The organism is Acinetobacter sp. ANC 4216 (assembly GCF_004331195.1).
In the GTDB taxonomy this organism is placed as follows: Bacteria; Pseudomonadota; Gammaproteobacteria; order Pseudomonadales; family Moraxellaceae; genus Acinetobacter; species Acinetobacter kookii.
This window is the reverse complement of the sequence record NZ_SJOC01000010.1, coordinates 15128-32501: the sequence shown is the minus strand read 5'-3', so window position 1 is coordinate 32501 and position 17374 is coordinate 15128. Positions and strand designations below refer to the sequence as shown.

The following is a 17374-nucleotide window of genomic DNA, read 5'->3' as shown; positions in this document are numbered from 1 at the left end:
TCGCACAACATTGTAGGCCAATTTAGGCTCCATTGTACGAGAAACTTAATGACCCATTTTATTTTCGTTACTGGTGGTGTTGTATCATCACTAGGTAAAGGTATTTCAGCTGCATCTGTGGCTGCGCTTTTAGAAGCCCGTGGTTTAAAAGTGACCATGGTCAAAATGGATCCATACATTAATGTCGATCCAGGGACGATGAGTCCGTTCCAACATGGTGAAGTTTTTGTCACAGAGGATGGTGCTGAAACTGACTTAGACTTGGGTTATTACGAACGTTTCTTACGTCGTGCGAAAATGACCAAACTGAACAACTTCACATCAGGTCGTGTTTATCAGGACGTTTTAAATAAAGAACGTCGTGGTGACTATCTGGGTGGTACAGTTCAGGTTATTCCACATATTACCGATAATATTAAAGAACGTGTTCTTCGCGCTGGTGAAGGCTATGACGTTGCAATTGTGGAAATTGGCGGAACAGTAGGTGACATCGAATCTCTCCCATTCATGGAATCTGTACGTCAGTTAATGGTAGAACTTGGTCATAAACGCACCATGCTGATGCACTTGACTTTGCTTCCATACATCAAGTCAGCAGCAGAACTCAAAACCAAACCGACCCAGCACTCTGTGAAAGAGTTGTTGTCTATTGGTATTCAACCTGACATCTTGATTTGCCGTACCGAGCATGATGTAGATGCAGATACAACCCGTAAAATTGCCTTATTCACTAACGTGGAAGCACGTGCGGTTGTGGTCTGTAAAGATGCACGTACTATTTATCAAATTCCGCGCACTTTCTATGAACAGGATGTTGACGATTTAATTTGTGAACGTTTTGGTTATAACGACCTGCCTGAAGCGGATCTTTCTGACTGGGACAATGTCGTAGAAGCTTTATTAAACCCTGAATACACAGTACGTGTTGCAATGGTTGGTAAATATGTTGAGCTTCCAGATGCATATAAATCTGTGAACGAAGCGCTGCTTCATGCGGGCATTAAAAACCGTGTCAAAGTCCAAATTGACTATGTCAATGCTGAAGATCTTGAAAGCCAAGATGTAAATGAAGCGCTTAAAGAAGCAGATGCCATTCTGGTTCCAGGCGGTTTTGGTGAGCGTGGCACTGAAGGCAAAATGCGGGCAATCAAATATGCACGTGAAAACGGTGTACCATTCCTGGGTATCTGTTTAGGTATGCAGTTGGCAGTAATCGAATATGCGCGTAACGTAGCGGGTATCACTGATGCATCTTCAACAGAATTCAACCGTTCAACCAAATCACCGTTGATTGGTCTGATCACTGAATGGCTGGATGAGCGTGGTGAAGTTCAACAGCGTTCTGTCGATTCTGATCTTGGCGGAACCATGCGTCTAGGTGCACAAAAATCTGAACTGGTTGCAGGTACAAAAACTGCAGAAGTGTATGGTTCGAATGAAATTATCGAACGTCACCGTCACCGTTACGAAATGAACAACCGTTTCATTCCTGCTCTAGAAGAGAAAGGCATGAAGATTTCAGGTTATTCACCAGTACAACATTTGGTAGAAACAGTTGAAATTCCTCAACATCCTTGGTTTATTGCTGTACAATTCCACCCGGAATTTACAAGTTCACCACGTGATGGGCATCCGTTATTTGCCAGCTTTATTGATGCTGCGAAAAAACAGTACCAAAAAACCAAATAATGGCTGGGCAAGACTAAACTAGGAAAGTTTAAATGTCGCAATTAAAACCACAAGAAATTGTACGTTTAGGCGATATACAAATGGCAAATCACTTGCCATTTGTATTATTCGGCGGAATGAATGTACTTGAGTCAAAAGACCTTGCTTTTGAAATTGCAGAAACTTATGTGGATATCTGCAAGCGTCTGGAAATTCCTTACGTGTTTAAGGCAAGTTTTGATAAAGCCAACCGTTCAAGCTTGAACTCTTTCCGCGGCCCAGGCTTGGAAAAAGGGATCGAGTGGTTAGCGGACATTAAAAAACACTTCAATGTACCCATCATTACCGATGTACATGAACCTTACCAGGCTGCGCCTGTTGCTGAAGTGGCGGACATTATCCAGCTTCCGGCATTCTTGAGCCGTCAGACTGACCTGGTTGAAGCCATGGCAAAAACTCAAGCCATTATCAACATTAAAAAAGCCCAGTTCCTGGCGCCACACGAAATGCGTCATATTCTGCATAAGTGTCTGGAAGCCGGAAATGACAAGCTGATTCTTTGTGAACGCGGTTCGGCATTTGGCTATAACAACCTGGTTGTAGACATGCTGGGCTTCGACATCATGAAAGAAATGAATGTGCCGGTATTCTTCGATGTGACCCATGCGTTGCAAACGCCGGGCGGTCGTGCGGATTCTGCGGGCGGTCGCCGTGCGCAAATTACCACTCTGGCTCGTGCGGGTATGGCTACTGGTCTTGCCGGTTTATTCCTGGAAGCTCATCCAGATCCTGAACATGCCAAATGTGATGGCCCTTGCGCACTTCGTATGTCGCAACTTGAGCCATTCCTGGCGCAGCTGAAAGAATTGGATACCTTGGTCAAAGGTTTCAAAAAGCTGGATACACACTAAATTATATACACCTTGATGCCTTCTAAAGCATCGCGTTATTCATCAACTGAGGAATTGTTCATGAGTCAAATCGTTGACATTCGTGCACGTGAAATTTTGGACTCTCGTGGTAACCCAACCATCGAAGCAGACGTAATCTTGGCATCTGGCGTAGTTGGCCGTGCATGTGCACCATCGGGTGCTTCAACTGGTTCTCGTGAAGCTTTAGAACTTCGTGACGGTGATAAATCACGTTACTTAGGTAAAGGCGTTAAAACTGCTGTTAATAACGTTAACACAGTAATTCGTGATGCATTATTGGGTAAATCAGTCTTTGAACAAAAAGATATTGATAACACCATGATCGCGCTTGACGGTACGGAAAACAAAGAAAAGCTAGGTGCTAACGCAACTCTAGCTGTATCTTTGGCTGCTGCACGTGCTGCTGCTGACGAAAAGAAAATTCCTCTTTTCCAATATATCGCAGACCTTCGTAACAACAGCATTTTAACCATGCCTGTTCCAATGATGAACATCCTGAACGGTGGTTCACACGCGGATAACAACGTCGACATTCAAGAGTTTATGATTGAGCCAGTGGGCTTTACTTCATTCTCTGAAGCGTTACGTGCGGGTGCTGAAATCTTCCATTCTTTAAAATCAGTTTTAAAGAAACAAGGTTTAAATACAGCAGTGGGTGATGAAGGTGGTTTTGCACCAAACTTACGTTCAAATGAAGAAGCGATTACTGTAATCCTTTCTGCAATTGAGCAAACGGGTTATAAAGCGGGTTCTGACATCATGCTTGCACTTGACTGCGCATCTTCAGAATTTTACAAAAATGGCCAGTACATTCTTGCTGGCGAAGGTAACAAAGCATTCACAAGCAACCAGTTCTCTGACTACCTTGCGGGTCTTGTAAACCAATACCCAATCATCTCAATTGAAGATGGTCTGGACGAATCTGACTGGGAAGGCTGGTCTTACCTGACTTCTATCCTTGGCGACAAAATCCAGTTGGTGGGTGATGACCTGTTCGTAACCAATCCTAAGATTCTTCAACGTGGTATCAACGAAAAAGTTGCTAACTCGATTCTGATTAAATACAACCAGATCGGTACTTTGACTGAAACTTTAGACGCAATCTACCTTGCTAAGGCAAATGGTTACTCTACAGTAATTTCTCACCGTTCAGGCGAAACTGAAGATTCGACTATTGCGGATCTTGCAGTAGGTACAGCAGCGGGTCAAATCAAGACAGGTTCACTTTGCCGTTCTGACCGTGTAGCAAAATATAACCAATTACTTCGTATCGAAGAATTGACGAATGCTGCATATCGCGGTAAAGCTGAGTTCAAAGGTTTGAACTAAGCACATATCATGCTATCTCTATTCAATGTATTTGACTCCAAAGTGAGTAAAGCATTATTGGGCCTTGCGATCATTTTGATCGCAGGGTTTCAGTACTTATTCTGGTTTGGTGAAGGTGGTTACCATGACCATCAAAAACTGGCCCAAAAAATTCAACAACAAACAGAATTAAATACGGAACTCAAAGAACGTAACCGGGTTCTGGCTGCTGAAGTCTATGACTTGAAAAATGGTATTGAAGCCATTGAAGAGCATGCGCGTTTAGACTTGGGCTTAATCAAGCCACATGAAACTTTTGTGCAAATGAGCACCATTGGCACTCACTATAAACCGATTTATATTGACCCCAATGCCAAAGTTGATTTAAGAACCAATGAAAATGACACTGGAGCACCCGTAGAAAGTGCACCATAAAATTTGGGCAGTGATTCCTGCCGCTGGTTCCGGAAGCCGTTTTTCTAAAACAGAACTTAAACAATATCAGCAGATTCAAGGTCGAACCGTACTTGAACATACCGTTGCACGTCTGAACCAGTTGCCGCTGGCAGGTTATGTTCTTGCTATTGGGGCACAGGACGATGTGGCAAAAACCTTAACATTCTCCCATCCTGAAAAGGCCCATTTTTGTTTGGGCGGCGCAGAGCGGGTGAATTCGGTTCTCAATGCCCTAAGCTATCTTGAAGCATTTGCAGCTGAAGGGGATTGGGTGTTTGTCCATGATGCCGCACGTCCTTGTGTGACCCAAGACTGCTTGCAGCATTTGGTGAATACGGCCATTCAGGACAATTGCAGTGCGATTTTGGCAATTCCCGTGCGTGACACTTTAAAATATGTGGCACAGGACAATGCGATTGTGAAGACAGTCAGCCGCGACCATTTATGGCAAGCTCAGACCCCCCAAATTTCAAGATTAGGCATCTTAAAGCATGCGATTGAAAAAGCCTTGCAGGATGGTATGACCATTACTGATGAAGCCAGTGCTTTGGAATACGTGGGGGAACAGGTGAAAGTGGTACAGGGCCGATCAGATAATATTAAAATTACTTATGCCGATGATCTGGAACTGGCACGTTTAATCTTAATCTCCCAGCAAGCAATTTAAAGTCTACAAGATAAAAATGCAGAAATATGGGACTTAATGATGTTATTTAAACACTTTAAACTTATAATTTGCGCTGTCTCTAGCTTGTTCAAATATTTCAAATGATACCATCCCCCCAGTATCGTTTTTTACGTCACTCATTACGTGATGGTAGAAGCATTAAACATGACTCATCCAGATGGGCCAAACTGCACCTGGATCCGTGGCTGCTTGCATTTCTGTTATTGAATTCAATGCTGGGATTGATGGTGGTTTATAGTGCCACCATGCAGGATAGCAGTATGGTAATCCGCCAGGCGACCAGTTTTGGTGTAGGCTTTATCATCATGTTTCTTTGCGCCCAGGTTCCGCCAAAAGTTTACCAGGCGGTGAGTCCATATTTCTATGTGCTGGGCATGGTGCTCTTGGCATTGGTTCTGGTGATTGGCGATACGCGTTTAGGGGCAAAGCGCTGGCTGACCGTTCCGGGCATTGGCAGTATGCAGCCCAGTGAAATCATGAAGTTTGCCATGCCGCTGATGATGGCATGGTATTTCTCGCGTCGTGCATTTCCACCTACATTCCTGCAAATTGTGACTGGACTCATTTTGATGATGATTCCGTTTGTAATGGTGGCACTGCAACCCGACTTGAATATTGGTTTGATTATTCCCGGTGTTTTTGTCTTGTTCCTGTGTGGCATGTCCTGGCGTTTGATTTTGGGTGCACTCACGGCTTTGGCGGTTGCAGCACCGGTTTTGTGGATGTTTGTACTGCAAACCTATCAAAAGAAACGTATTTTGACCTTGTTTGATCCTGAGTCCGATGCCTTGGGCGCTGGCTGGAACATCATCCAGTCCAAAATTGCCATTGGTTCCGGCGGTTTAACCGGGAAAGGATATTTGACCGGCACTCAGTCGCATTTAGGCTACTTACCCGAACACCATACCGACTTCATTATGTCGGCCTATGCTGAAGAATATGGCTTTATCGGGGTGTTTTTATTATTTAGCCTGTTTGCTGCCATTATTATTCGTTGCCTGATGATTGGCTTGAACAGCTTTCATAATTTTGGACGATTGTATGCGGGTGCGATAGGACTGACATTCTTCTTCTTTGTATTTTTAAACTCAGGGATGGCCAGCGGAATTTTACCTGTGACTGGAGACCCATTGCCACTGATGAGTTATGGGGGGTCGGCCGTCATTTCCTTACTGGCGAGTATGGGGATTGTGATGTCGATCCATACCCATCGTTGATGAAGATATTGAAAAGCTAGATGTGATCTGGCTTTTTTATTTTTGGGGAAAATAAATGGATTTATTTGAACAATCAATGAAGATGGTTAATGAATTAAATCAAGAACTATTACAGTCTGAATTTGTAGATGGTGGGCTACGTTTAGATTTAGTCTATCAATGTTGTGATATATCGATTGAACATGGATTGGCGGTTAAAACGTTGTTGGAGGCTGAACTGTTTATATCGGCTCTTGCACTGTTTCGTACGCAATTTGAATCTGTGGTACGTGCTTATTGGATATTATTTGCAGCAACGGATGAGCAAGTGAGTGAGTTGGGGGTGTTGGATTCAATAGAGCAGCTTACTTTAAAGGAACATAAAAGTATTAGCCGTTTTACTGCAACGTCAATGATAGAGGCTTTGAGGGAAATTCAGGAAATAAATCATATTGTTGTACAACTCGAAGACTTCAAACTATTTTCTTTAGATTATCTTAATTCAATTGTACATAGTGGGAAGCAAACATTTTTGCGTCACACATTTGGATTGGGTGATGAACACGAAAAATTGATTATTAAGCAATCTAATAATTTAACAATGATGATTGCACAGATTTATTTAAAGCATACTTTGCCTGATCGTCAAAAGCTTATTCAGATTTTTATTCAAAAGTATCGTGAATGTTTTATGTTACCTGAAGACATATCGAAAGAAGAGCAGGAAAAGATTTTAGCGCGTTATAAAAAGACGTAAAAAAACCCGCAATTGCGGGTTTTTTATCACTTCTCGGTCATTAGGTGAGGAGCCAGGTGTAATAACCCCAGATCATCAATGGCCATGCGATATATGGACTAAATAGCCATTTCCACAGCCAGAACTTTGGCAGAAATCCTACGCCGTAAATAAATCCACCTGAAATGCCAATCATGATCATCATTAATGCACTGTGGTTATAGTGACCATTGGCATCCAGCATGAGGGCAGGGTGAATTAATAGCACGGTAGCGAGTGGCAATGCCATCAAAAATGAAATGGCCATTACAAATTTATTTGGCTTGCTTTCTTCTGCTGTCATTGCGATTTCCGTCATTGTTTATTCCTCATCCAAATCTTGATGATGTTCGATATAGAGGGCACTTAATACGCCTGCAAAGCACGCCATTAAAATCCCGAGAATCCATGCGAAATACCACATAATTTTATCTCCTAAAACACAGCCTTAGTACAGGCTGTGTGAATTCTCTTGAATATGTTTCTTGGTAATCACGCCCCACATTTTATAGTAACACCAAGTGGTGTAGCTCAAAATGATTGGAACAAAAATACAGGCCGCAACAGTCATTACAGTCAGTGTATTTTTACTTGATACCGCATCCCACATGGTCAAGCTGGCAACAGGATTGATGCTTGAAGGCATAAGGAATGGGAACAACGCAAAACCTGCAGTTAAAATTGCCCCAATGACCATGAGCGATGTGCCCAGGAAGCTTAAACCGGCTTTGGCTTTCGCAGCAGCTGCAATCACAATCAGGCTACCCAGGATTGCCATGATCGGTGCAATCATGGTGATTGGATAAGCCGAGTAGTTATTCATCCAGCCATGGTTACCATTGGTAATGACTTCTTTGGCAAGAGGGTTGGCTACAGCGTTAGTGTCAAATGGTTGGGCTAAAGTATAGCCTTCAATATTACCGAAGTATAACCATGCACCAGCGCCCAGGAAGCAGACCAGGAACACCACACCCATCAATTGAGTTGCTTTGGCAGAACGTGCATGCAAGTCGCCATCGGTACGAAGCATCAACCAGGCACCACCATGCGCACTCAGCATGGATAAGCTGACGATACCGCAAACCAGGGCAAATGGGTTAAGTAAGGCAAAGAAGCTACCCGTATAAGTTGAACGTACGGTTTCATCTAAAGTAAACGGTACACCCAGGAACATATTACCGAAGGCAACACCGAAGACTAAAGCAGGAACTGCACCACCAACAGCCAAACCCCAGTCCCAAGAGTTACGCCATTTTTTGTTCTCAAGTTTAGAGCGATAGTCAAAACCTACCGGTCTTAAGAACAGGGCGAACAGTACGAGTAAGAGTGCCCAGTACATGCCGGAGAATGCGGTTGCATATACCATTGGCCATGCAGCAAACAGTGCGCCACCAGCCGTAATGAACCAGACCTGGTTGCCGTCCCAGTGCGGGGCAATGGTATTGATTGCCGCACGACGTTCTTCATCATTCTTGCCCACAAATGGCATGATTGCCATAGAGCCCATATCGAAGCCATCGGTGAGGGCAAAGCCAATGAGCAATACGCCCACCAAGACCCACCAGATTATTTTGAGGAGTTCGTATTCAATCATTATTGAGCCTCTCCAGATACGCGTTGTGGAAGAACAATGTCGTCTTGTCCGGCATTTGATTTTTCAAAATGATATTTGCCAGTATGTAAAGAACTTGGGCCTAAGCGAGCAAACTTAATCATCAAGTACATTTCGATAATCAGAAGTACTGTATAGAACGCTGCAAGTGCCAGGATTGAACCCCAAATATCACCAGTGCTCAAGCTTGAAGCAGAGAGGTGTGTAGGTAAAACCTCACCAATGGTCCACGGTTGACGGCCACCTTCAGCCACATACCAGCCAGTTTGTGTAGCAATCCACGGTAATGGAAGGCCGAAAAGTGCAAACTTAAGCAACCAAGGCTTGTTTTCTGCATTGCGTTTAGCCACTGCATAAGTAGCAAAGATAAACAGAAGCAGCATCAAGAAACCAGAAGCCACCATGGCACGGAACGAGAAGAACAGGGCAGTCACGTTAGGAATGGTATCCTTGGTTGCTGCTTTGATGTGCTCTTCAGAAGCATCTACGACATTTGGTGTGTATTTTTTAAGAAGCAGGCCATAACCCAGGTCTTTCTGGTTTTCTTTGAATGAAGCCATAAGTTCTGGAGAACGGTCGCCTGCACGAAGTTTTTCAAGTTCGGCATATGCAGTCATACCATTACGGATACGAAGCTCATGTTGAACCATTAGATCTTTCAGGCCTGTTACTTCTTTATCAAGAGAACGTGTTGCAATAATACCCATCACATATGGAATTTTGATGGCGTAGTCAGTACGTTGTTCTTCTTGATTTGGAATACCAAACAAGGTAAATGGAGCAGGTGCCGGGTGAGTTTCCCATTCTGCTTCAATTGCAGCCAATTTGGTTTTTTGTACATCGCCCAGTTCATAACCTGACTCATCGCCAAGCAGAATCACTGAAAGTGTAGAAGCCAGACCAAAAATTGCAGCAATTGCAAAAGAACGGCGTGCAAAAGGCAAGTCACGTTTTTTGAGCAAGTAGTAGCTTGAAATGGCCAAAACGAACACTGCGCCAGTCACATAACCTGAAGATACGGTATGAACAAATTTAACCTGAGCCACCGGGTTGAAAATCAGTGCACCAAAGTCAACCAGCTCCATACGCATGGTTTCAAAGTTGAACGCTGCACCTACTGGGTTTTGCATCCAGCCATTGGCGACTAAAATCCAGAGTGCCGACATGTTGGAGCCAAGTGCAACCAGCCAGGTCACGCCTAAGTGCTGAACTTTAGAAAGCCGGTCCCAGCCGAAGAAGAATAGACCAATAAAAGTCGACTCCAAGAAAAACGCCATTAATCCTTCAATAGCGAGTGGCGCACCAAAAATGTCACCGACATAATGCGAATAGTACGCCCAGTTTGTACCAAACTGGAACTCCATGGTTAAGCCTGTGGTTACACCTAAGGCAAAGTTAATACCAAAAAGTTTTCCCCAGAATTTGGTCATGTCCTTATAAATTTCTTTGCCAGAAATCACATAGGTGGTTTCCATAATGGCAAGAATAAAAGCCAGACCAAGAGTAAGAGGTACAAATATAAAGTGATACAACGCGGTCATTGCAAATTGGAACCGCGAAAGATCGACCACGCTTTCAGAAATCATCAACGTGTCTCCTTGATTGGGGAAGGGCTGCCAGCAATACGCTCGGCAACTTGATTGTCAAAATTTTGAGGGATAGTCGGGGCGTCGAACCAGATTTGTTTAATCATCATTAAGAGCACAATCTTGATTATTAATATGATTGCAATCTCTCGGACTAATCGCTGGTTGAAATCTTTGGGTATTAAGCTCATACAAATAAGCCTATTTTTTTAAACTTAATATGTATTATTAAACAAAAAATAACTAAAAATAAATAGATTGAACAGTTAAAATAAAAATATATTATTTAATTGATGAAAAACAATAAGATATTGTGGTTAAATGTTAAAAAATAAACTAAATTTTTATGATTTTGAAGTTGAGTAAATTGCTTTGTATTCTATTTTTAATCCTGACTAAAATGCTTATATTTAAATTGTTAATTCTGACTAAAATACTTATATTTAATTTTAAAATTCCTAAAAAGTTATATTTGTATCTAATGCACTTGAATTAATAAATGAGATTAATTTTTATTTATATTTGCGAGTCGAATATCATTAACGAATGATTATAAAGTGGCTGTGACCAGATATTGAGATAAACATGCTTGCAATCTGAACATAAAAAAGACCGCTTTTATAGCGGTCTTTTTGTGGACATCTAAATTAGAAATTATATTCCATACCTAGACCGAATACCGTCATAGTGTCATCTTTACCCGCACCAGTTTCCCAGTCACGTTCTTGTGATGCTACTACGCCATACATGCGTGCTTGTTTGTTGAAGTGGTAGTCTACACCAAGACCATACTGGTCGATGGTACGGTCTTTTTCACCTGTAGCTGTTGTTTCAGCAGTAATGTATTCAGCTTTAACTGTCCATGGAGTATCAGCAAACTTATAAGCTGCTGTAATACCCATTGCTTCTTCTTCAAGAGAAGCTGCTTGAGGTTTTAGTGCAGCTGCTAGTAATTCTGCTGCTGACGGAGAGTCAGAAAGTTCAGCCTGTTGCCATAAAGCACCCAAAGTTAAACCTGGTAGGCCAGCAGCTTTAAAGTTATAAGAACCAGTTACACGTACCGCATCTGATTCAACATCTTTTAGACTATAAGCGTTATAGTCACCTTGTACACCCATGTTAGCTGCAACAGCTAGAGCAAGACCAAGGTCTTTATTGTCATAGCTTAAAGAGGTTGAAACTGCATCACCAAAGCCATCACGCTTTTCTGTTGTATATTGAGAAGCCGTGTTTTCACCTTGTTGTGCCATGATGCTGAATTGAACGCCGCCAAGCAATTTCTTGTCTGTTTCAAAACCGATTACGTTTTTAAGACGCTCTTCACCATGCAACACTTTAGTCATATCAAGACGAGTATGGTCGTTGAAAATGTCTTGTGCACTACCTGCAGAAGTTTTGAAGTAAGAGTCATATTGGCCAGCTTTTAGTGTACCGATACCCGCCCATTTCAAACCTAGGAAACGGTTACGCGCGCTCCAGTCAGTGTCTGAACCTTCACCATCAGTAGAAACTGCCCATTCTGCTTGATATACAGCAGACAGGTTGTCTGTTAATTTTTCTTCGCCTTTAACACCAAGACGTGAAGCATGAGAGCTTACTTCAGAAACATCGTTACCTTTGAAATCGTAGTTATCAACTTGGTCTATAGAAACATTTAGCTTACCGTACAAAGTTGGTGCTGCTTGCGCTGCACTGATGCTTAAGGTTGCTACTGTAGCAGCGAGAAGCAATTTTTTCATTGAAGTTTCTCCAAAAAACACTTTTATGGGGCGGTTGCCCTGTTGACTCTTTTTATAGTTTGCTTGTGTACAAAAAATTACAAAAGCTCACCAACTTGCTAAGCAGTATCTGCAAACTTTGTGACAGAGAAGTGAAAGCTATATGACAGTTTGATGACGATAGGTATTGATAAATTAAATATTATTTATTGTTTTTCAGAGATTTAATTTTTATTTATAATTTGAAAGATAGATTGATGTATTCCCGGACATAAAAAATGGAGCAAAAGCTCCATTTTTGACAAGTTAAAATTCTAGTGAATTTTAAAGTTCAGCTTTAATTTTTTCAGCCAGGACTTTAATTCTTTCCTGGTCACCCATACACAATGCGTGTTTTCCAAGCTCATGAACTGAACTTGGAATGAGGTGAAAATGTACATGTGGAACCGTTTGACCAGCAGATGCACCTGAGAGTTGCATCAGTACAATACCTTGAACATCGAGTGCTATTTTCATTGCCTGAGCAATTTTTTGCACAATTTGAATGGTATAAGCAGCAGCATCGGGTGGTAGATCAAGCAATGTAATTGCAGGTGTTTTTGGGATGACCAGCGTATGACCCTCTGCCTGTGGCATGATGTCCATAAAAGCCAGAACCTGTTCGTCCTCATACACTTTTATTGCAGGAAGTTCATTACGAATAATTCGTGCAAAAATATTTTGATCATCGTAAAGCATGTCTAGTCCTTGAAAGTGATTGGGTACTGTAATTATTTACAGTTCAATTCTTTCTGACGATCTTTGATGGCGTCAAGTCGTTGTTGCTCTTTTTCTGAAAATTTTGGCTTGGTTGTATAGCAATTGTCATTGCCAAACTTGGCCTTGGCTTCAGGGTCTTTAAAGCAAAAACCTTTAGAGGCATAAATGACATCGTGGTCATTTTTTAATTTTTGGCACTCTTGCTCTGCTGTCGCTGCAAAAGCATTCGCCCCAAAGAAAGTGATAAAACTAGCCAAAACTGCAACACTAAGCTTGGTCATGAGGGTTTCCTCTGTGAGAACATTGTGTAGAACGTTTCTACACAATATTAGGTTTATTTATTATTATTCAATGGCGAGTAATTACTCAAGTGTAATTTTACTCCAAGACTCATACATTTTCACAGCACTAGAAAAGTCACTGTCTTTTTCTGCTAAATTGCTGGCTGCCTGAATCAGGCTTTGGGTTAAGGCAATCACTGGCGCTGACAGTTTAGCATCACGTACCAGGTCTAATGCAATCCCTGTATCTTTGGCTAATAGCGGCAGGGCAAAGGTCAGCGGGAATTCGCGGTTTAGTACCCGCTGCGGCAACACGGTTTCAGTCACGCCACTTTTACCGCTGGAGGCATTAATGCAGTCTAAAGCTTCATGCAGATTTACGCCATGCGCTTTTAATGTGGTAAAACCTTCAGCTACTGAGCAGAGATTGACGGCCAGCAGCATATTGTTGACAGCTTTGACTGCGAAACCTGCACCTGAGTCGCCAACATGTTTAATCAGTTTCCCAAAGGCTTGAATTGCAGGCAGGGCTTTTTCAAAAGCAGCAGCTTCACCACCAATCATCACGGTTAAAGTGCCATTTTCGGCACCAATGGTTTGTCCGCTCACTGGAGCATCAAGAAAATCAACCTCTAAGGCTTTTAGCTGCTGGCTCAGCTTTTTCGCAGATTCAGGAACACCACTGGTGCAATCGACCCATACCGCGCCCGATTTAATCTGAACCGTTGCAATGAGGTCTTCGACTTCCTGGCTGGTTGGCAGGCAAGAGAAAATGATATCGGCCTGAACGGCTTGCTCGAGTTCTACGGCTTGCGTGCCATATTCAGTTGCATGCTGCTTGGCTTTTTCGAAATTACGGTTCCATACATAGACCGTATCAAAATGTTGAGGTAAATGTGCTGCCATGCGGTAACCCATTGCGCCCAAGCCGATAAATGCAACTGACTGAATCATGATGTTTCCTTTATATTTTGCTCGATCTCTGTTTTAACCAGGTGGTCATGAAAGGCCAGAACTCGTTGGCACTGGACTGGCTAGACATAAGTCCCAGATGACCGCCGGGAATAAGAGTAAACGTGACATCCTTGCTATTTGTCAATCCAATTAAAGGCTTAACAGCATCTTCAGAAACAATCTGATCGCTACGACCCGCGCCTACCAGTAAAGAGCAGGCTATATGTTTTAATTCGATATGCTTATCCTGTAATCTGATAACACCGTTTTTGAGCGGATTTTGTAGCCAGACATTAAAAATCATGTCCTGATTGATACCGCCAGGGTAATCAATCATCTGGTTCAGGAAATTACCCATGGTGGCGTGTTCATATAAGGCTTGCAGGTTATCGAGGTTTGCTAGAAGCTGTTTCTGGCTTTGTATCCATCCCACAGGATCAATCATTTTAAATCCGAGCGCGTTAAGTATGCCTGGGCTATGAATCAGATGCTTGGGTATGGTGCCCGAATAAATCTTGTTTTGCAGGGCTTTATTTTTGGCAATCAGTTGATTGGCCTTTTGAAAAAGCTTGCCGGTACGACCCGAGGCATGACTGTCTACCGGACTGCCCAATACCATTAAATTCTTGACGTGGTTTGGTTTGTGCAATGCGCAATACAGCATGACAAATACACCGGCCATGCTCCAGCCATGCAGTGAAATCTGATCACTATGCGAGTGAGTCCGGATCTGGTCTATACAATGTGGAATGGCATCGTCAATAAATGACATGAAATTGAGAAAGCGATCTTTGTAGTTATATCGACCCCATTCCATTAAATAGACATCAAAGCCACTGTGCTGAAAGTGTTTGACCAATGAGCGGTAAGGATACAGATCGTAAATGGCCATGTTGATTGCAAGAGGAGCAACAAAAACTAGGGGTTCTTGATATTGCTTATCTGGCGAGGCGTAATAGCGCACCCGGGTCTGTTTGTACTTTGCAATGACTTCATAGGGTGTGGTTTGTGATAAAATCAGTGATTTGGAATTGAACAAAGTCGTCGACAGGTTTTTGAGTTTGCTTTTGTGTTTTGCAATTTTATTTTTAACTTGAATCATTGCTGTGAGTACGAATATCTAGGTGAATTGATCGAAGTGTAGGCGATATTTATGCATTATACCTTGACCTTAAATGCCATAGGCGCTCAAAATGTTGGCAATTATTAGCAAAGGCACCAGGACTGGGTAGCAAAGATGAGCCAACAAGACGACCTTGAATACCAATTAGATACTTTAGCCATTCGTACAGGTCATACACGTAGCTTTGAAGGTGAGCATGGCGAGCCAATCTTCCTGACATCTTCATTTGTCTATGAAAATGCAGCAGAAGCAGCAGCAAAGTTTTCTGGTCAGGAACCTGGCAACATTTATTCGCGCTTTACCAATCCGACCGTGGCGATGTTTGAAAAGCGTTTGGCTGCCCTGGAAGGTGCAGAACGTGCGGTGGCAACCAGCTCTGGTATGGCTGCGATTATGGCTGTGGCCATGTCATATCTGAAAATGGGTGATCATGTCATCTGTTCACGTGCTGTGTTTGGTTCAACGGTTTCTTTATTTGAAAAGTATGTGGCTAAATTTGGTGTAAGCGTCGATTTTGTTGATTTGACAGATGTGCAGGCATGGAAAAATGCCATCAAACCTGAAACAAAATTACTGTTTGTCGAATCTCCATCCAATCCACTGGCTGAGGTTGCAGATGTACAGGCACTGGCAGATATTGCCCATGCCAATGGTGCATTGCTGGCGATTGATAACAGTTTCTGTACTCCGGTTTTACAACAGCCAATCAAATTTGGTGCTGACCTGGTGATTTACTCGGCAACCAAATACCTGGATGGTCAAGGCCGTGCCTTGGGGGGTGCAGTTGTGGGTAATCACACACTGCTTGAAGAAGTGTTTGGTTATGTGCGTACCACTGGCCCTTCAATGAGCCCATTTAATGCCTGGATTTTCTTGAAAGGCCTGGAAACACTGCGTTTACGTATGCGTGAACATTCAGCAAGTGCACAAAAACTGGCTGAATTTTTAAATCAGCACGACAAAGTTGAAAAAGTGTATTACGCTGGTTTGCCTTCACATGTCGGCCATGAGCTTGCAGCCAAACAGCAAAGCGGTTTTGGCGGTATTGTATCGTTTGAAGTCAAAGGCGGACGTGAAGGGGCCTGGACAGTCATCGACAATACCCAGTTTATTTCCATTACCGGTAACCTGGGTGATGCAAAATCTACCATTACCCATCCGGCAACCACGACTCACGGTAAACTTTCACCAGAAGCCAAGCAAGCTGCAGGGATTCGTGAAGGATTAATCCGCGTTTCTGTGGGTCTGGAAGATATTGATGATATTATTCGTGATTTAAGTCGCGGTTTAGATTTAATTTAATTTTTATCTCATTTTTAAGTTTTGTGTTCGGAGTATTTTATGAACATTAACATGTTGATGCAGCAAGCACAGCGCATGCAAAAAGATATGGAAGCCAATGTTAAAAAGGCCAAAGAACAGCTTGCGCAAACTGAAGTTCATGCTGAAGCAGGCGGCGGTCTGGTAAAAGTCACCATGACTTGCCGTAACGTGGTAAAACGTATCGAAATCAGCCCTGAATTGCTGCAAGATGATGCCGACATGATTGAAGACCTAATCGCGGCTGCAATGAATGATGCTGCACGTCAGGCCGAAGCCATTTCTGAAGAAAAAATGAAGGCGGCTAATTCTGGTATGGGCTTGCCACCAGGCCTTTCCGGTTTATTCTAAGGAATACATCCAGTGTTTAGTGATCGATTTGATCAACTGGTTCAAGCCTTACGGATTTTGCCAAGTATTGGGCCGAAATCGGCTCAGCGCATGGCATTACACCTGATCATGAAAAACCGGGAAGGTGCCGTGGGTCTGGCTCATGCTTTAAATGAAGCCGCCACCTATATTCATGAATGCAGCATTTGCCATTCGCTGACTGAAAATGAAGTCTGCGATATCTGCCTTTCGCATGAACGTGATGATCAGCTGCTCTGTGTAGTGGAATCACCGGCAGATGTGATGGCAATTGAACAAAGCGGCAGCTTTCGTGGCAAGTACCATGTGCTGGGTGGGCATTTATCGCCACTGGACGGAATTGGACCGGAAGAAATTGGCATTCCCTACCTGATTCAGCGCTTGAGTCAGGGCACGGTTTCAGAAGTCATATTGGCAACCAATGCTACGGTAGAAGGTCAGGCGACAGCACATTATCTGGTGGAAGCAACCAAGCATTTGCCTGTTCAGATGACCCGCATAGCTCAAGGTGTTCCTCAAGGAGGAGAACTTGAATATGTGGATAGTCATACCTTGAGTCAGGCTGTACATAATCGTATGCGAATGAAATAAGTACTAAGGTGCTTATTTTATGATTTAAGATATAAAAT

General features: G+C 42.9%; 20 protein-coding genes. 10 read left to right on the top strand and 10 right to left on the bottom strand.

The genetic code is table 11. The features are described from left to right. The first annotated feature begins 48 nt into the window (after positions 1 to 48). The 7 genes from pyrG to E0H88_RS09400 all read left to right on the top strand — a co-directional run bounded on the left by pyrG (position 49) and on the right by E0H88_RS09400 (position 7005). Positions 49 to 1689 carry a CTP synthase gene (gene pyrG, locus E0H88_RS09430; protein WP_131273978.1) on the top strand — a complete coding sequence of 547 codons (1641 nt, stop codon included), beginning with the start codon at positions 49 to 51 and terminating at the stop codon, positions 1687 to 1689. A 32-nt stretch (positions 1690 to 1721) separates the two neighbouring features. After that, complete coding sequence (gene kdsA, locus E0H88_RS09425; protein ID WP_092819466.1) at positions 1722 to 2579, top strand: 3-deoxy-8-phosphooctulonate synthase; 858 nt, start codon at positions 1722 to 1724, stop codon at positions 2577 to 2579. A gap of 60 nt (positions 2580 to 2639) precedes the next feature. Then, the gene (gene eno / locus E0H88_RS09420) at positions 2640 to 3929 is read left to right on the top strand and encodes a phosphopyruvate hydratase (RefSeq protein ID WP_131273977.1); all 1290 of its coding nucleotides are present in this window, start codon (positions 2640 to 2642) and stop codon (positions 3927 to 3929) included. Positions 3930 to 3938: 9 nt separating this feature from the next. Next, positions 3939 to 4343 carry a septum formation initiator family protein gene (locus tag E0H88_RS09415; protein WP_131273976.1) on the top strand — a complete coding sequence of 135 codons (405 nt, stop codon included), beginning with the start codon at positions 3939 to 3941 and terminating at the stop codon, positions 4341 to 4343. Continuing rightward, positions 4333 to 5031: a 2-C-methyl-D-erythritol 4-phosphate cytidylyltransferase gene (gene ispD / locus E0H88_RS09410; RefSeq protein WP_131273975.1), complete on the top strand. Its 699-nt coding sequence runs from the start codon at positions 4333 to 4335 to the stop codon at positions 5029 to 5031. The genes E0H88_RS09415 and ispD overlap by 11 nt, the downstream gene beginning before the upstream one ends. Positions 5032 to 5132: 101 nt before the next feature. After that, positions 5133 to 6269 (top strand): rod shape-determining protein RodA, encoded by a 1137-nt coding sequence (gene rodA, locus E0H88_RS09405; RefSeq protein WP_131273974.1) that lies wholly within the window; start codon positions 5133 to 5135, stop codon positions 6267 to 6269. 55 nt (positions 6270 to 6324) lie between these two features. Further along, complete coding sequence (locus E0H88_RS09400; RefSeq protein WP_131273973.1) at positions 6325 to 7005, top strand: DUF6988 family protein; 681 nt, start codon at positions 6325 to 6327, stop codon at positions 7003 to 7005. Between the two features lie 40 nt (positions 7006 to 7045). Here E0H88_RS09400 and E0H88_RS09395 read toward each other — a convergent pair whose 3' ends face one another. The 10 genes from E0H88_RS09395 to E0H88_RS09350 all read right to left on the bottom strand — a co-directional run bounded on the left by E0H88_RS09395 (position 7046) and on the right by E0H88_RS09350 (position 15035). Then, complete coding sequence (locus tag E0H88_RS09395; protein ID WP_092819471.1) at positions 7046 to 7342, bottom strand: cyd operon YbgE family protein; 297 nt, start codon at positions 7340 to 7342, stop codon at positions 7046 to 7048. A 3-nt stretch (positions 7343 to 7345) separates the two neighbouring features. Then, on the bottom strand, positions 7346 to 7447 hold the full coding sequence (cydX, locus tag E0H88_RS09390; protein ID WP_002120988.1) for a cytochrome bd-I oxidase subunit CydX: 102 nt from the start codon (positions 7445 to 7447) through the stop codon (positions 7346 to 7348). A 24-nt stretch (positions 7448 to 7471) separates the two neighbouring features. Then, complete coding sequence (gene cydB, locus E0H88_RS09385) at positions 7472 to 8617, bottom strand: cytochrome d ubiquinol oxidase subunit II (protein ID WP_131273972.1); 1146 nt, start codon at positions 8615 to 8617, stop codon at positions 7472 to 7474. Beyond that, positions 8617 to 10221, bottom strand: a complete 1605-nt coding sequence (locus E0H88_RS09380; RefSeq protein ID WP_131273971.1) for a cytochrome ubiquinol oxidase subunit I — start codon at positions 10219 to 10221, stop codon at positions 8617 to 8619. The genes cydB and E0H88_RS09380 overlap by 1 nt, the downstream gene beginning before the upstream one ends. After that, entirely contained in the window at positions 10221 to 10412 is a 192-nt protein-coding gene (gene cydP / locus E0H88_RS09375; RefSeq protein ID WP_092819474.1) for a cytochrome oxidase putative small subunit CydP, read from the bottom strand. The genes E0H88_RS09380 and cydP overlap by 1 nt, the downstream gene beginning before the upstream one ends. A 456-nt stretch (positions 10413 to 10868) precedes the next feature. Beyond that, positions 10869 to 11960, bottom strand: a complete 1092-nt coding sequence (locus tag E0H88_RS09370) for a porin (RefSeq protein WP_131273970.1) — start codon at positions 11958 to 11960, stop codon at positions 10869 to 10871. A 303-nt stretch (positions 11961 to 12263) separates the two neighbouring features. Continuing rightward, positions 12264 to 12677 carry an HIT family protein gene (locus tag E0H88_RS09365; RefSeq protein ID WP_131273969.1) on the bottom strand — a complete coding sequence of 138 codons (414 nt, stop codon included), beginning with the start codon at positions 12675 to 12677 and terminating at the stop codon, positions 12264 to 12266. A gap of 32 nt (positions 12678 to 12709) precedes the next feature. Further along, on the bottom strand, positions 12710 to 12979 hold the full coding sequence (locus E0H88_RS09360; RefSeq protein WP_131273968.1) for a YARHG domain-containing protein: 270 nt from the start codon (positions 12977 to 12979) through the stop codon (positions 12710 to 12712). 81 nt (positions 12980 to 13060) lie between these two features. Continuing rightward, a complete protein-coding gene (locus tag E0H88_RS09355) occupies positions 13061 to 13933 on the bottom strand; it encodes an NAD(P)-dependent oxidoreductase (protein ID WP_131273967.1) in 873 nt (290 codons plus the stop codon). Between the two features lie 10 nt (positions 13934 to 13943). After that, positions 13944 to 15035 (bottom strand): alpha/beta fold hydrolase, encoded by a 1092-nt coding sequence (locus tag E0H88_RS09350; protein WP_131273966.1) that lies wholly within the window; start codon positions 15033 to 15035, stop codon positions 13944 to 13946. 135 nt (positions 15036 to 15170) lie between these two features. Here E0H88_RS09350 and E0H88_RS09345 point away from each other — a divergent pair, with 135 nt between their 5' ends. From E0H88_RS09345 to recR, 3 genes are read left to right on the top strand one after another with little or no spacing between them, the layout of a single operon-like run. Continuing rightward, on the top strand, positions 15171 to 16358 hold the full coding sequence (locus tag E0H88_RS09345; protein WP_131273965.1) for an O-succinylhomoserine sulfhydrylase: 1188 nt from the start codon (positions 15171 to 15173) through the stop codon (positions 16356 to 16358). A gap of 39 nt (positions 16359 to 16397) precedes the next feature. Further along, the gene (locus E0H88_RS09340) at positions 16398 to 16727 is read left to right on the top strand and encodes a YbaB/EbfC family nucleoid-associated protein (RefSeq protein ID WP_086196303.1); all 330 of its coding nucleotides are present in this window, start codon (positions 16398 to 16400) and stop codon (positions 16725 to 16727) included. 12 nt (positions 16728 to 16739) lie between these two features. Then, positions 16740 to 17336: a recombination mediator RecR gene (gene recR, locus E0H88_RS09335; protein ID WP_131273964.1), complete on the top strand. Its 597-nt coding sequence runs from the start codon at positions 16740 to 16742 to the stop codon at positions 17334 to 17336. The last annotated feature ends 38 nt before the right edge of the window (positions 17337 to 17374 follow it).

Coding starts and splice junctions, on each gene's coding strand:
- E0H88_RS09395 (WP_092819471.1), bottom strand. CDS start 7,342: ATGACGGAAATCGCAATGACAGCAGAAGAAAGCAAGCCAAATAAATTT.
- E0H88_RS09365 (WP_131273969.1), bottom strand. CDS start 12,677: ATGCTTTACGATGATCAAAATATTTTTGCACGAATTATTCGTAATGAA.
- eno (WP_131273977.1), top strand. CDS start 2,640: ATGAGTCAAATCGTTGACATTCGTGCACGTGAAATTTTGGACTCTCGT.
- E0H88_RS09370 (WP_131273970.1), bottom strand. CDS start 11,960: ATGAAAAAATTGCTTCTCGCTGCTACAGTAGCAACCTTAAGCATCAGT.
- E0H88_RS09350 (WP_131273966.1), bottom strand. CDS start 15,035: ATGATTCAAGTTAAAAATAAAATTGCAAAACACAAAAGCAAACTCAAA.
- E0H88_RS09400 (WP_131273973.1), top strand. CDS start 6,325: ATGGATTTATTTGAACAATCAATGAAGATGGTTAATGAATTAAATCAA.
- E0H88_RS09415 (WP_131273976.1), top strand. CDS start 3,939: ATGCTATCTCTATTCAATGTATTTGACTCCAAAGTGAGTAAAGCATTA.
- cydX (WP_002120988.1), bottom strand. CDS start 7,447: ATGTGGTATTTCGCATGGATTCTCGGGATTTTAATGGCGTGCTTTGCA.
- pyrG (WP_131273978.1), top strand. CDS start 49: ATGACCCATTTTATTTTCGTTACTGGTGGTGTTGTATCATCACTAGGT.
- E0H88_RS09340 (WP_086196303.1), top strand. CDS start 16,398: ATGAACATTAACATGTTGATGCAGCAAGCACAGCGCATGCAAAAAGAT.
- E0H88_RS09355 (WP_131273967.1), bottom strand. CDS start 13,933: ATGATTCAGTCAGTTGCATTTATCGGCTTGGGCGCAATGGGTTACCGC.
- rodA (WP_131273974.1), top strand. CDS start 5,133: ATGATACCATCCCCCCAGTATCGTTTTTTACGTCACTCATTACGTGAT.
- cydB (WP_131273972.1), bottom strand. CDS start 8,617: ATGATTGAATACGAACTCCTCAAAATAATCTGGTGGGTCTTGGTGGGC.
- cydP (WP_092819474.1), bottom strand. CDS start 10,412: ATGAGCTTAATACCCAAAGATTTCAACCAGCGATTAGTCCGAGAGATT.
- kdsA (WP_092819466.1), top strand. CDS start 1,722: ATGTCGCAATTAAAACCACAAGAAATTGTACGTTTAGGCGATATACAA.
- E0H88_RS09380 (WP_131273971.1), bottom strand. CDS start 10,221: ATGATTTCTGAAAGCGTGGTCGATCTTTCGCGGTTCCAATTTGCAATG.
- E0H88_RS09345 (WP_131273965.1), top strand. CDS start 15,171: ATGAGCCAACAAGACGACCTTGAATACCAATTAGATACTTTAGCCATT.
- E0H88_RS09360 (WP_131273968.1), bottom strand. CDS start 12,979: ATGACCAAGCTTAGTGTTGCAGTTTTGGCTAGTTTTATCACTTTCTTT.